Genomic DNA, 13,831 nt, shown 5'->3' with positions numbered 1-13,831 from the left:
TGTTTCCTAACATGTTTGCGCGCTTGGTTTACGCATTGTTATCGCGCATATTCATAGTGTCGTGATTCCGGGCAAGGCGTCCGGCGCATCGGCATCCGGGGGGCCGGTACAGGTATGGCAGGCGCAGTTTTTGTTCTGGCGCTCAACATTTCGATCGCGTCGACGATGGCGATTGCCTTTTTTGCTGTCGGTCATTTCGATACGCTCAATCGCGCGGCCAATTGGTTCGGTGTGGCATTCCTGCTGGCGGGCGTGAGTTTTTCGGCGGAATATGTGCTCCATGTGGGATTTGCCGATGCGCCGGCGCGCTTGGTCATTGCGTTGGCGATGCTTGGCTGCTTCCTTGCCATAGGGCATGGATTGGCACGGCGCTACGAAGCCAGCGTGCCTGTCGGCGTCGTCCTGGCCCTTTTTGCCGCCTCGGCGACGCTTCATGTCCTGATCCTCGATCTGCCGCGCGGCAGTTTCCTGCGCCTCGCGCTTTATCAACTGCCCTATGTGCTGCTCACGCTTGCCGGCATCGTCCTGGTGTGGCGGTCGGGACGGCGGGCCCTCCTCGATCTCGTGTTGCTGGGCGTGCTGGCATTTGCTGCGCTCAGTTTTGCCGCCAAGCCCTTGATTGCCGGACTGGCGGGCGGGGTTGGTGAAGCGGCACAGGATTATGCTGTCACCCTTTATGCGCTGATTTCACAGTCGAGCGGAGGAATTGCCGCGCTGCTCCTGGCCATGACATGCCTGGCGCTCGTCGTGTCCGACAGCATTGCAAGGATCGTCCGGAGCGCGGAGCGCGATCAGGCGACCGGGCTTTTGAGCCGAAACGGGTTCGAGCGACACGGCGCGCGCCTGATGATATCGGCGCAGGCCGGAGGTCAGGACGTCGCACTCGTCTTGTTCGGGATCGTGCCAGCAGCCGAGCGGTTGAACGAGCCGCAGCCGGATGTGGCTTTTGCCGGAGCGCTCGTTGGGATTTTCGGGCCCGACGCGCTCATCGCGCGTATGGGCGCTTCGGACTACGCGGTTCTGTTGCCGCAGACCAACCTTTTCGGGGCCAGGCGTCAGGCCGAGGTGCTCCGGGCCCGGTTTGCGGCCGGAACCCTTCCGGCGGCCGGCGGGGGTGCCGTAAGCATCGGCATCGCAGAACGGGAGGCCGGTGACAGTCTCTCCGATATCGTGCGCCGCACCCATTGGGCCTATGAGGAGGCCCGGCGCGCCGGCGGCGGCCAGGTGAGACTTGCCGCGCGCTCGGCATTCACCCTTGCGCGGGGTTTGACCGGCTAGCGAGCCGGCCCACCATCAGCTCGTTGCCAGGTCCGAAAGAAGGCCGGCAGCGACCGAAAGGCGCGAAAGCGTCAGTTCTCCTTCGATGAGGTCAGAAACGGTTGCCGCAATTCGCTCGATTGCGGTCGCGTGCTTGGCTTCCCAAAGGGCGAACCGCTCGGCGACCGTTCCCTCGCCGGCCCCGAGCACGTCACTGGTGAGATCCCGGAGCGCCCGGGTGACATTGGCCATCGCCCGGTCGAGCGCCATGCGATCGAAGCGGTCCGCTGTCATAACCGCGGTGCCCTGCTCGGTGATACGGCCGAGCCCGAACCTCTCGATCATCGCAAACCATGCTCGCGCTGCTTCCTCGACGGCGACCGCGCATTTTTCCGCCACCAGCACAATGTCCGTGGCCATGCCCAGAACCGAAAGCTGGGCAATGTGACGCGCAAGATCGGGCGGCGTGCCGCCCTCGCGGAACCGAGTCTCCTGGGCGGCGGTTACGCGGGTAAGGAAGGGCGATATGACGTCGGGCAATAGGGCCCGCACCCTTTTAACGCCGTCGGCATAACGCTCGATGAGGTCGGAAAGCCCGGTGCTGAACGTCTCGTTGCGCAGGAACCAGAGCGCACCCGATACCTGGGTCTTCTGAACCTCGGCGTAAAGGGCAAGCTGGATCTGACCGGAAACCCTGTTGTCGAGGGAATCGATCTCTCCATTGAGCGTCTGAAGATCGTAGGCATCGCGGGCGGCGGCGTAGGCAAAGGCAATGGCGCCGGATTCCGCTGCGGTGATCGCCGACAGGCGAGAAACGAAGCCGGGTCCCCCGCGATTGATCATGGCGTTCGAGAGTACGGTCGCGATGACTTCGCGGCGCAGGCGATGGTTATCGACAGCCTCGGGATGGCGTGCGCGCAGCCTCGCGGGGAAATAGCGATAAAGCTCCTTGGAGAGATAAGGGTCGTCGGGAACAGGCGAGGCCAGAAGATCGTCATAGAGCGCGATTTTGGCATAGGCCAGAAGCACGGCCAGTTCCGGCCGGGTCAACCCCTTGCCCGAGGCGATGCGTTCAGCCAGAATTTCCTCGTCCGGCAGGTATTCCACGGCGCGGTCGAGCGCACCGCCGCGCTCGAGTGCGGTCATGAGATCCGCCAGGTCCGGCACGGCGCTGGCGTCTTCACGCTCGGCAAGCGAAAGGGCCAAAGACTGAAGATAGTTGTTGCGCAGGCACAACTCGGCAACCTCGCCGGTCATTTCGACGAGCAGAGCGTTGCGCGACTCCATTGTAAGCGCCCCTTCGCGCACGAGGTCGGAAAGCGCGATCTTGATGTTGACCTCGAGGTCCGAGGAATTGACGCCCGCCGAGTTGTCGATTGCGTCGGTGTTGATGCGCCCGCCCTTGAGCGCATATTCGATGCGGCCACGTTGGGTGACACCGAGATTGGCACCCTCGCCGATCACCTTCGCGCGTGTCTGCGCTCCCGTAATGCGGATCGCATCGTTGGCCTTGTCGCCAACCTCGACATCGGTTTCCTCGCTCGCGCGGATATAGGTGCCGATGCCGCCGAACCACAAAAGGTCGACCGGGGCCTTGAGGATCGCGGTCATGATCTCGGCGGGGGTGGCTGTGGTGCCGGTCAGCCCAAGAAGCTCCTGCATCTCGGGAGAAAGGGGGACGGATTTGAGTTTCCGCGAAAAAACGCCGCCGCCTGCCGAGATCAGCGATTTGTCGTAGTCCTGCCAACTTGAGCGCGGCATTTCAAAAAGGCGCTTGCGTTCGCCAAAGCTCTTTTCGATGTGGGGATCGGGATCGATGAAGATATCGCGATGATCAAAGGCCGCGACGAGCCTTATATGGCTTGAAAGAAGCATCCCGTTGCCGAACACGTCGCCGGACATGTCTCCGACCCCGGCGACGGTAAAGTCCGTCGTCTGGATGTCGATGTCCAATTCGCGGAAGTGGCGCCTGACTGCCTCCCAGCCGCCGCGCGCGGTTATGCCCATCTTCTTGTGGTCATAGCCGGCCGATCCGCCGGACGCGAAAGCGTCGCCCAACCAGAAATCGTGCGCGGTCGAAATCGCGTTGGCGGTGTCGGAAAAACTCGCCGTGCCCTTGTCGGCAGCAACCACCAGATAGGGATCGTCGCCGTCGCGGCGGAATACCATTTCCGGTCCAAGGACCGTGTCGCCGACGAGATTGTCGGTGACCTCAAGTAGCGCGGAAACGAAAATCTTGTAGCAGGCCGTGCCTTCGGCGAGATAGGTATCGCGGTCGGGATTGGCAGGCATCTGGCGTGGCACGAAGCCTCCCTTGGCGCCCACCGGCACGATAACCGCGTTCTTGACCATCTGCGCCTTGACCAGCCCGAGGATTTCGGTGCGGAAGTCCTCGGGACGGTCGGACCAGCGCAGGCCGCCGCGCGCAATGGGTCCCCCGCGCATATGTACGCCTTCGACGCGCGGCGAATAAACGAAAATCTCGCGGAAGGGCCGGGGTTCAGGCAGGCCCTCAATGGCTTTGGCGTCAAACTTGATGGCGAGCGCGTCAGGCAGATGACCGTCCCGACGCTGGTAGATATTGGTACGCAGGGACGCGTCGACGAGGTTGAGCAGGCGCCGCAGGATCCGGTCCTCGTCCGCCGAATCGATGGCATCGAGCCCGGCAATGATCCCGCTGCGCAGCTCGCCTGCCTTGCCCTCGCCGGTCCCGGCGCGGGAGGGGTCGTGAAGGGCGTGGAAAAGGTCGACGAGCCCGCGCGCGATATCGGGATGAACGGCGAGCGTGGACCAGATATAGGTCTGTGACCAACTCATGCCGATCTGCTTGAGATAGCGGCCAAGCGCGCGCATGATCGTGACATCCTCGTGCCCGAGCCCGGCGACCAGAGAAAGCCGGTTGTAGCCGTCGTTTTCGGTCTTGCCGGTCGCCACGGCCACGATGGCAGCTTCGAGCCGTGTGGCGGACGCCTCGACCTCTTCCATCGCGGCTGACTGCGGAGAAAGCGTCATGTCGTGCAGGAAGCGCTCCATGCCGTCGCGCGGCCGGACCTGCCAGGTGCGTTCATCGACGACCGAGAACCCAAAATTCTCGAGCATCGGCACGCGGCTGGAAAGCGGAATGGGCGTCCGGTCGTGATAGACCTTAAGGGTCAGCGCGCCGGGTTGGTCGTGTCCTGCCATGAGACGGACCGCCAAGGGTCCTTCCTTATCGAGAGATCTGAAAACGGCGATATCGGCCAGCGCATCCTCATGGGTCTGGGCGGCCTGGTATCCGCGCGGGAAGGCGTCAGCGTAGTCGGCGACAAGTGCCGGATCCGGCGCGGCCGAGAGGAGCCTGTCGGCAAAGCTGCGGCTTATTTCATTGATCTCGCTTTCAAGCGCCTCGCGCTCGGGCCGCGGCGTCGGGCCGCCGTTGCGTCCGATGATGAAGTGGACGCGGGCAAGTTCACCTTCGGGGAAATCCGGGGCGAAGGCCGATACGCGGCCATCATAGCGTTCGGCAAGATGCACCCCAATGCGTGAGCGGATATCGGAATCGAAGCGGTCGCGGGGAAGGTAGACGAGGATGGAGACGAAATTGTCGAAGCGGTCGATCCGTGGCAGCACGCGGACGCGCGGGCGGTCGGGCAGCGTTGAAATGACGGTGGCGTATTCGAGAAGCTCATCGATGCCGATCTGGAAGAGCTCTTCGCGCGGGTAATTGTCGAGCGCGTTCATCAGCGCCTTGCCGCCGTGGCTGCGCGGGTCGAGCCCCGAGCGCCGCATGACGTCGGCGACCTTGCGGCGGATGATGGGCACGTCCGAATGGGGCGTTGCGATCGACATGGAGGTGAAAAGCCCAAGGATGCGCAGTTCGCCGGCCACCGCACCATTTGCGCCGTATAGCTTGATCCCGACGTAGTCCATGTGCACCCGGCGGTGTACAAGTGAGCGCTTGTTGGCCTTTGTGACCATCAGGGGCTCGTCGCTCTCGAGAAAGGCGAGATGCTGGCGGGTGGTGTGGACGTAGTCGGCACCTTGCCGGAGATAGAAATAGTCGGGGTCTGCCAAAATGCCGAGCCCGCTGCCCTCGACAGGGACCAGCCTGCGGGCATCGCCCTCACCCTCGAGCCGGTATTCGCGGATGCCGAGGAAGGTGAAATTGTGGTCGGCGAGCCAGGCAAGGAAATGCATCGCCTCGGCGAGATCGGGTTCGCGCAAGGCCGGCGGGTTCTCGCGGTAGTTGACGACGACCAGCCGCAGGCGCTCGAGCATATCGCGCCAGTCGACAACGGCGCGGCGCACCGCGATCATGGTTTGGGTGAGTTCGCGTTCGATCAGCTTGAGTATCTGGCGGTCGGCAGGCGTATAGATATGGACCTGCAGCACGCTTTCGTTGCGCGAATCGGGATTGGGTTTTTCGAGCACCGTCCACGGCGTGGTCGCGGGATCGACCGGCGCCACCGGATGCGTCATGAAGCGGATGTTTCCCCCGGCTGCCCGGATGGCCGCGAGTGCTGAGTCGACGATAAAGGGCGTGTCGGCCGAATAGATATCGATGACGGTAACCCCTTCGACGCCCGGCTCGGCAGAGGACCAGAGACGGATATCAGGCTTTCCGGGAGTGCGCTCACCGATGTGGGAATAGGTGCGCCGCAGCAAGGTTTCGAGCGTCTGCACAGGATAGGCGAGCAAATCCTGTTCGTCGGTTGTATTGACCGCGTGAGCCAGAAAGCGCGCTAGCCCCGCTTCGGTCCCCCCTAAAGTCGCAACACGCTCTTTCCAGTGGCGCATCAGCGCCTCGACGGTTTCGGGCATGGATGTGGCCTCTTCTTGTCGAAACGGGCTGTTGCGACCTTATCCCGCTCAGCGGCAAAGTCCAACATCCCCTTTTAGTTTCAAGGACATAGACATTAGTATCCGTCAGGTGAGCTGACCTTTCGGGAAGAAAAAAGGCCGGATCGGAAGATCCGGCCTCTTGAGAGACTTGCGGCGCCCGGCGCTGATCAGTGCAGCACGGCAAGCAACAGCAGCGCCATGATGTTGGTGATCTTGATCATCGGGTTGACGGCTGGACCGGCGGTATCCTTATAAGGATCACCCACCGTGTCGCCCGTGACCGAAGCCTTGTGCGCGTCGGACCCCTTCAAATGCACCTGGCCCGTCGAATCGGTGAACCCGTCCTCGAAGCTCTTTTTGGCATTGTCCCAGGCGCCGCCACCTGCCGTCATCGAGATAGCGACGTAGAGACCGGTGACGATGACGCCCAGAAGCATGGCGCCCAGGGACGCAAAGGCCGCCGCCTTGCCTGCGATGAGGAAGATCGCGACGAAAACGACGATAGGCGAGAGGACGGGAAGCAGCGATGGCACGATCATTTCCTTGATCGCCGCCTTGGTCAGCATGTCGACGGCTCGGCCATAATCGGGCTTTTCGGTGCCCTCCATGATGCCGGGCCTCTCCTTGAACTGACGACGGACCTCGACGACCACCGATTGGGCGGCGCGCCCCACGGCGGTCATCGACATGCCGCCGAACAGGAAGGGCAGAAGCCCACCGAACAGAAGTCCGACGACGACGTAAGGATCGGCAAGCGAGAAGCTCACCTCGCCGACGCCGTAATAGAAATCGCCCGGGCTGGCCGTCGAGATGAAGTAGGAGAGGTCCTGCGTATAGGCTGCAAAGAGCACCAGCGCGCCGAGGCCCGCCGAGCCGATGGCATAGCCCTTTGTCACGGCCTTGGTGGTGTTGCCCACGGCATCGAGCGCATCGGTGTTCCTGCGCACGTCATCGGGCAGGCCCGCCATTTCGGCGATGCCCCCGGCATTGTCGGTGACCGGCCCGAAGGCATCGAGGGCGACGATCATGCCGGCCAGCGCCAGCATGGTGACGACGGCGACGCCAATGCCGAAGAGCCCCGCCAGCGAATAGGTGACGATGATCCCACCGATGATGACGAGGGCCGGCAACGCGGTTGATTCGAGCGAAACTGCCAGGCCCTGGATGACGTTGGTGCCATGGCCGGTGATCGAGGCCTCGGCAATGGATCTGACCGGCCGGTAACCGGTGCCCGTGTAATATTCGGTGATCCAGATGATGAGGCCGGTGATGACCAGTCCCGCAACGCCGCAGAAATAGAGGGCAAGCGGCGTGAAGGTCGTGCCGCCCACCGCGATCGGGGTGTCGAGTCCGCCAAACACCCACCAGATGACGGGCAGAAGTGCAATCAGCGAAAGCACGCCCGTGGCAATCACGCCCCGGTAGAGCGCACCCATGATGTTGCCCGAGGCGCCGAGCTTCACGAAATAGGTTCCGGCGATCGAGGTCAGGACGCACGCGCCCCCAATGGCAAGCGGGAGCACCATGCCGGCGAGCTTGAGGCTTTCGGGCAGGATGATCGCGGCGAGCACCATGGTTGCCACGATCGTCACGACATAAGTTTCGAAAAGATCGGCAGCCATGCCGGCGCAATCGCCGACATTGTCGCCCACATTGTCCGCTATGGTTGCAGGGTTGCGCGGGTCATCCTCGGGTATCCCGGCTTCGACCTTGCCCACCATGTCGCCGCCCACGTCGGCGCCCTTGGTGAAGATACCACCGCCAAGTCGGGCGAAAATGGAAATGAGCGAAGCGCCGAAGCCGAGCGCAACGAGCGCATCGACCACAACGCGGTCGGTCGCGGCGAAACCGAGGCCCGTCAGGATCATGAAATAAAGCGCAACGCCCAGAAGTCCGAGGCCCGCCACCAGAAGTCCGGTCACGGCGCCGGACTTGAAGGCGAGATCGAGGCCGCCGGCCAGCGAGGTGGTCGCGGCCTGCGCCACGCGGACATTGGCCCTTACCGATACGTGCATTCCGATGAATCCGGCGGTACCCGAGAGCACGGCGCCGATCAGAAAACCGATCGCCGCGTAAATTCCCAGAAGCCACCAGGCAACGACGAGAATCACCACGCCGACAATGGCGATAGTGGTGTATTGGCGCTTGAGATAGGCGGTGGCGCCCTCCCGCACGGCGCCCGCGATTTCCTGCATCCGGGTCGTTCCCGCATCGGCAGCAAGAAGCGTGCGCGTGGTCACGATGCCGTAGACAATCGAAAGCACGCCGCAAACTACGATCAGCCATAAGGCCAAAGTCATGATTCTTTCCCCTCACACTGTGGTCCGGTAGGCGCGGGAAGCAAATTTTCCTTCAGGCCCGACCGGTCAGTTCCCTTTCCATCCGGGTGGTTCGCCGGCGGTCCTCTTCCGCTTGCGATCCCATTTGGCCCCGATGGCAACGGCGTCGAGGATAGGCGGAACAAAGTATTGAAAGCAATGGGGTTTCTGTCGCGCTCGATTTGGACAGTAATGTTGCCGCTTATTCGGCTAATGCTTTGATTCCGCGAAAATAAAACGCGTCATTATTCCTGACCCAATTGTGAGCGAAGCAAAGCTTCGATATGGCCGCCCGCCGCGGCCGCCGCCTGGGGGCCAGCGGTGAGGAGAATCGATTTGGTGCGGGCTGTTGTGCCCGACTTGACCGTAAAGGACGACTTGGGGAGGCCCGTAACCCTGGAAAGCAACGCGATGACCGCGCTGTTGGCGCGACCGCCTTCCGGTTGGGCGGCGACGCGCACTTTGAGAACGATTTGGCCATCGCCGAGGGCGACGACACCCTCTATGGCATCGCGACTGGCATTGGGCGTGACGCGAACGGCAACTAGCGCGCCGCCAGGGACGGTGCGGTTGCCTAGAGGCCACCCACAACAACCTGGCGCATCAAGGGGTAGAGTATGACGAGCCTGATGAAATAGATGGCGAGAAACAGGACGATCGGGGAGATATCGAGCCCGCCGAAATTAGGTATGAATGCGCGCAGCGGCCGCAGGAGCGGATCGGTGATCTGGTACAGCGCGTTGGCGATGGTGGCGACGAACTGGTTCGACATATTGAGAATGTTGAAGGCCAGAAGCCAACTCACGATGACCTGGGCAATGATGATGAAGATGACCACGTTGAAAACAAGGTCGATAAACTGCAAAAGCCCCAACAGCATGTCCCACAATCCTTTTCTGCCAACGGCGGCCTCGGCCGTCTTGACGCTCTAATTAAGGTTTCCACGGCCCAAGGGCAAGGCTGGATACGGCGGCCAAGAAAAAGGCCCGTCCCGGAAAACGCGGGAGCGGGCCGTCAATAGGTCATCCGGTACGCAACACACAAAGATCCGGACACGTAAGTGGAATGCACGAAGCGTGCCAAGGATAGACAGGCCTATATCTGGCGATGGAGGGAGGCGCGGGTCCAGATGTTGTGCCACGGCGCAGGATGGTTGCTGGGGGCTTTGGCATTTTGCAACGGGTGCAATTGCAAAATGCAAGGCAAGCCGTCGCTCAATCCCGGTGAGTCTCGAGGTCCTGCGCGCCGCTCTTGCGGATTTGATTGCGCAACACGGTGCGCTCGCGCGCGGAAACACCGATCAGTTCGGCGACCCGCCAGACCATGTTGTCCTCGAGTTCATGGTTCGTGTCGTCGGCGAAGACAACCTGCCACATCATGCGGATAATGGCGATCTTCTCGTTGCTTTCGAGCCGGGCCAGCCGGGAGGTAAACTGGTAGAAGTCGACGGCCTCGCGGTCCTTGCGCTTGGCTTCCTGGACCAGCTTGGCCACTTCGGTGTCGCTTAGCCCGTAATGGTCCTTGAGTGCAAAGGAGATGGTGCGCAGCTCCTCGGGCTTGGCCGAGCCGTCGACTGTCGCCAGATGAACCAGCAGCGCCGCTACCGCAAGACGCGGTTCTATCGGTGCGTTGGCGGGAGTGGCGCCGGCGCCGAAAAGTTTGGCAATTGCGTCAAACATTGGCCTTCACTCAGTCCTTCGTGGCTTGGAACGGCAAACGCCCCGATGGCTCGATCTAAGCGAGGCGCCCAACAAGGGGCAAGGCCGGCGCGCCGATATCGGGGCGCCGCTCGCAGGATTGAAGCGGCGCTGTTGAGAACGGGTCACAGGAATCGCGCAACGTCCGGGGGACCACCCCTTTGCAAGCGCGAGGCAAAAGCGTATCGGGAGGGCCAAGCGAAAATCCTCGATTTGTCGCTTTTCAGGGGAAGCCTCTTTGCTTTCCCCGAATGCTAAGGAACCGGGTAGGGGAATAGTGCTACTGTTTTTGCTCATCGCCGGCGCCGGAGGCTGGCTGGTCGCCGAGGCGTTCGCTCTCGCCGCCGGTGGAATCGGGGTCTTCGACGGCACGCTCGGCACGATTGCGCTTTGTGTTCTTGCCGCCGGTATCTTCGCGCTCAAGAACGAAACCGGGCTGGCGCGGACCGGCCGGGTGGGAATCGTGCTTTTTTCGTTTGGCGCCATGTCGTTTGCGATGGTGCTGATCATTACACTCACGTCCGGGGTCCTCGGCGCCATCGCGGCGGGGGAAATTACCTATGGGGCGATGGTCTGGACGCCTTTTTACCTACTGGCGCTGGCCTTCATGGCTGGCGGCCTTCTCGCTCTGGGCCTCCATTACCGCGATCGGCCGGGGATGCGGCCACTTGCTGTGGTCTTTGGTGCACTTGCGCTGATCCATATCGCACGCCTTGTCGCTTACGACACGTTCTGGCTCCATCGTGCTGCCGGGGTGGCGACTGCGCTCACGCTGGCCGTTATCGGCATTGGCAAGTTCAGTGGAAAAGCCGCTAGAGGAGAGCGTTGATCGCCCGGGCCAGATCGAGGTCCTTTTGCGTGATCCCGCCGGCGTCGTGGGTCGAGAGCGCGATGTCCACGCGGTTGTAGCTGTTGGACCAGTCCGGATGATGATTGGCGGCTTCCGCCAGGAGCGCGACACGGCTCATGAAGCCGAACGCCGCCGAAAAGTCCTTGAACTTGAAGGCTCGGACGATCGCATCGCTGTCCTTGTTGCGCCATCCATCAAGGCTTTCAAGCGCAGATTCGATCGTATCGGTGTCAAGACGCGTCATTGGCCGGTCCTTTTCGGAAAGCAACGCTTGCGAGGGGGGAAGGGTTGCGCGATTGGCGCACCCCGCGCAATTTACGCGTAAACTTACACCACCTTTTTACCACGCAGCGGAATGCCGCCGCAAACTTAACCAAATTGCACCAGTGTCGAATGCAAATTGGTTACAAGCAGAGGCGCGTCGACCGTTTGGCGCGCAGGAACCGACGTAAAAATGCCGTATAAGACCAGCAAAATGCTGCCGACCATCGACTATGTGTCGATCGTTGCCTCCCTCTACAAGGACCGTCGTGCCATGTTTTTTGGCACCCTTGCCAGCGTGGTTGGCGCGGCGGCAGCCGGATTCCGCGCGGATTCGATCCTGCTTTTGGTCCATGCGGCAATTCTGGCGGTGCTGCTGGTGACCCGTGACTACAACATGCGCAAGTTTGCCCGCGTTCAGATCGGTGCGACCGACCTTCAGGCGGCGCAGTTCTGGGAAAAACGGGCACTGTTCTTTGGTTATTTCGCCGCCGCTGCCTATGGCAGCTGGGTATTCTCCTCGATCGTTTTTGTCGAGGACGACTTTGCCCGGCTCGTTGCCATCGCTGTCAACGTGGCCGCAATGGTTGGGATCGTCACACGCAATTACGGCATAGACAAGCTGATGACGGTGCAACTGATGGGCATGGGCGGGCCCATGGTGCTGGGGCTGATTCTCAAGGGCGATCCCTATTATATCCTGCTGGCCAGCCTTGTTTTGCCCATGCTGATCAGTTTTCGCTCGCTCGGTGCCGACGTGCGGAACAACCTGCTCAATGCCGTCCACGGGCGCGTCGAAGCCTCCCGGCTGGCCGATCAGCTCGACACGGCTCTCGAAACCATGAATCACGGGCTTTGCATGCTCGATGGAAACGGGGTGATCGCGCTGGTCAACGACCAGGCGCGCCAGATTTTTGCCGGCATTTCCGATGGTGCGTGGGTGGGGCGCACGGTCGTCGACCTGCTCGATGAAGCCATTGCGCGGCGCGCCTTGCCGCGGGCGACCGCCGAGCGGCTGCTGGCCATGATCGAGCACGGACGCGGCGGCAAGATCATATTGAAGCTTTCGGGCGACTTCCATTGCGAGGTCACCGTCTCTACGCGGGCCGACCGCACTGTCCTCCTGCTTGAAAACGTGACGTCGCGCATCCACGCCCAGGAACGCATCAATTTCATGGCGCGGTTCGACGCGCTCACGAGCCTGCCCAACCGCGCCCATTTCACCGAGCAGTCGGAAGCCGATCTTGCCGCCCGCAGGCGCGCCGGCTCGGGCGATCCGGTGCTTCTGATGATCGTCGATCTCGATGATTTCAAGCACGTCAACGACACGCTGGGCCATCTGGCGGGCGACCGGGTGCTCGTCGAGGCCGCAAACCGCATCCGTTCAGTCATGCATCCCCATAGCCAGCTTGGCCGCTTCGGGGGCGACGAATTCATCATCTACCGCTCAGTTGATGCAGGGAGCGGTTCGGCCGCCGCCGAGGCTTCCTCGATCCTCAAGTCGCTCGGCCAGTCCTTCGATGTCGACGGGGAAAAGCTCGATTTGAGGGCATCGATCGGCTTTGTGTGCTCGCCCGAACCCGATGCGAGCCTGGACGATCTCATCATGCGGGCCGATCTGGCGCTCTATCGCGCCAAGGCGCGCGGCAAGGGGCAATGGCTGGCGTTCGTGGCGGAAATGGACGGCGAGTTCCGTTATCGTCAACGGCTCAAGAGCGATTTGGCCGACGCGCTGGCTTTAGGGCACCTCAGCCTTGCCTACCAACCCATTGTAAGTCTCCATAACCGTCAGATTGTGGGATGCGAGGCGCTCGCGCGCTGGACCCATGCCGAGCTCGGCCCGATCCCTCCGACGGTGTTCATTGGGCTGGCGGAAGAAATGGGTCTGGTTTCCGATATCACGCGCTGGGTGCTCGAAACCGCGACCGCCCAGTGTGTCAAATGGCCCGATACGGTTTCGGTGTCGGTCAACATCTCGGCGCGTGACTTGCGATCCGAATTGCTGCACACCCAGATCGCCGGGGCGCTGGCCGGGAGCGGGCTGGCGCCGCATCGGCTCGAAATCGAAGTGACGGAAACCGCGTTGATCGAGGAGCGCGAGGCGGCGGCGCGCAGTCTGGGCGTACTCGCGGCGCGCGGCATAGGCATTGCGCTCGATGATTTCGGCACGGGCTATTCCTCGCTTTCCTATCTCCACGAGATGCCCTTCACCAAACTCAAGATCGACCGCTCGTTCATCGCCGATATCACGTCCAATCCGCGATCGCTGCAGCTGATGGCCAATGTGGCGCGGCTCGGCAAGGACCTCGACCTCGTGCTCACCGTGGAGGGCGTCGAGACCGCCGAGCAGCTTGCCCTGATCGAAGGCGAGACCAATATCGATCAGGTCCAGGGCTATTATTTCGGCAAGCCGATGCCTGCTGACGAGATCGAGCGGATGATGGCGAGCATGGCGCGGGAGACTTCGGTGCGCGGGCTGCGCCAGGCGTCGGGCGGCACGAACGGCCGCGACTGACCGCGAGACCGGCCTTCTTCAAATTTGCATCAATTAACCATGTTTTGCCTTTTTGCCGTTTCGCGGCGGGCTGTCAGGACGGTTCCGCTTCCCGGATGGTTAAATTTTCGTT

The 13,831-nt window shown here is 62.0% G+C and carries 8 protein-coding genes and 1 pseudogene; 3 read left to right on the top strand and 6 right to left on the bottom strand.

The features are described 5' to 3' along the window. Positions 1–114: 114 nt before the first annotated feature. Positions 115–1,278 (top strand): GGDEF domain-containing protein, encoded by a 1,164-nt coding sequence (locus tag I2G20_RS13470; protein WP_196260245.1) that lies wholly within the window; start codon positions 115–117, stop codon positions 1,276–1,278. Positions 1,279–1,293: 15 nt separating this feature from the next. On the opposite strand, the gene I2G20_RS13465 is transcribed toward I2G20_RS13470, so the two are convergent. From I2G20_RS13465 to I2G20_RS13445, 5 genes and pseudogenes are all read right to left on the bottom strand, one after another. Then, the gene (locus I2G20_RS13465) at positions 1,294–6,057 is read right to left on the bottom strand and encodes an NAD-glutamate dehydrogenase (protein WP_196260244.1); all 4,764 of its coding nucleotides are present in this window, start codon (positions 6,055–6,057) and stop codon (positions 1,294–1,296) included. A 188-nt stretch (positions 6,058–6,245) separates the two neighbouring features. Continuing rightward, a complete protein-coding gene (locus I2G20_RS13460) occupies positions 6,246–8,378 on the bottom strand; it encodes a sodium-translocating pyrophosphatase (protein ID WP_196260243.1) in 2,133 nt (710 codons plus the stop codon). 263 nt (positions 8,379–8,641) lie between these two features. Then, positions 8,642–8,935, bottom strand: a pseudogene (locus tag I2G20_RS13455) (DUF167 family protein); the annotation flags it as partial. Between the two features lie 35 nt (positions 8,936–8,970). Then, on the bottom strand, positions 8,971–9,276 hold the full coding sequence (locus I2G20_RS13450; protein WP_196260242.1) for a YggT family protein: 306 nt from the start codon (positions 9,274–9,276) through the stop codon (positions 8,971–8,973). A gap of 334 nt (positions 9,277–9,610) precedes the next feature. After that, the gene (locus I2G20_RS13445; RefSeq protein ID WP_196260241.1) at positions 9,611–10,075 is read right to left on the bottom strand and encodes a tellurite resistance TerB family protein; all 465 of its coding nucleotides are present in this window, start codon (positions 10,073–10,075) and stop codon (positions 9,611–9,613) included. A gap of 295 nt (positions 10,076–10,370) precedes the next feature. Here I2G20_RS13445 and I2G20_RS13440 point away from each other — a divergent pair, with 295 nt between their 5' ends. Further along, a complete protein-coding gene (locus I2G20_RS13440) occupies positions 10,371–10,922 on the top strand; it encodes a hypothetical protein (protein ID WP_196260240.1) in 552 nt (183 codons plus the stop codon). Here I2G20_RS13440 and I2G20_RS13435 read toward each other — a convergent pair. After that, complete coding sequence (locus I2G20_RS13435) at positions 10,906–11,187, bottom strand: 4a-hydroxytetrahydrobiopterin dehydratase (RefSeq protein ID WP_196260239.1); 282 nt, start codon at positions 11,185–11,187, stop codon at positions 10,906–10,908. The two genes, I2G20_RS13440 and I2G20_RS13435, sit on opposite strands and share 17 nt — an antisense overlap. Positions 11,188–11,397: 210 nt before the next feature. Here I2G20_RS13435 and I2G20_RS13430 point away from each other — a divergent pair, with 210 nt between their 5' ends. Beyond that, on the top strand, positions 11,398–13,719 hold the full coding sequence (locus tag I2G20_RS13430) for a putative bifunctional diguanylate cyclase/phosphodiesterase (RefSeq protein WP_196260238.1): 2,322 nt from the start codon (positions 11,398–11,400) through the stop codon (positions 13,717–13,719). Positions 13,720–13,831: the final 112 nt, after the last annotated feature.

The sequence above is a fragment of the Pelagibacterium limicola genome, from assembly GCF_015694405.1.
Classification (GTDB): domain Bacteria; phylum Pseudomonadota; class Alphaproteobacteria; order Rhizobiales; family Devosiaceae; genus Pelagibacterium; species Pelagibacterium limicola.
Note: the sequence above shows the minus strand (reverse complement) of the source record. Positions and strands in the feature narration are given on the sequence as shown.

Bases quoted from the DNA above. Each gene is read 5' to 3' on its own strand.
- I2G20_RS13470 (WP_196260245.1), top strand. From the start codon at position 115: ATGGCAGGCGCAGTTTTTGTTCTGGCGCTCAACATTTCGATCGCGTCG.
- I2G20_RS13465 (WP_196260244.1), bottom strand. From the start codon at position 6,057: ATGCCCGAAACCGTCGAGGCGCTGATGCGCCACTGGAAAGAGCGTGTT.
- I2G20_RS13460 (WP_196260243.1), bottom strand. From the start codon at position 8,378: ATGACTTTGGCCTTATGGCTGATCGTAGTTTGCGGCGTGCTTTCGATT.
- I2G20_RS13450 (WP_196260242.1), bottom strand. From the start codon at position 9,276: ATGCTGTTGGGGCTTTTGCAGTTTATCGACCTTGTTTTCAACGTGGTC.
- I2G20_RS13445 (WP_196260241.1), bottom strand. From the start codon at position 10,075: ATGTTTGACGCAATTGCCAAACTTTTCGGCGCCGGCGCCACTCCCGCC.
- I2G20_RS13435 (WP_196260239.1), bottom strand. From the start codon at position 11,187: ATGACGCGTCTTGACACCGATACGATCGAATCTGCGCTTGAAAGCCTT.
- I2G20_RS13430 (WP_196260238.1), top strand. From the start codon at position 11,398: ATGCCGTATAAGACCAGCAAAATGCTGCCGACCATCGACTATGTGTCG.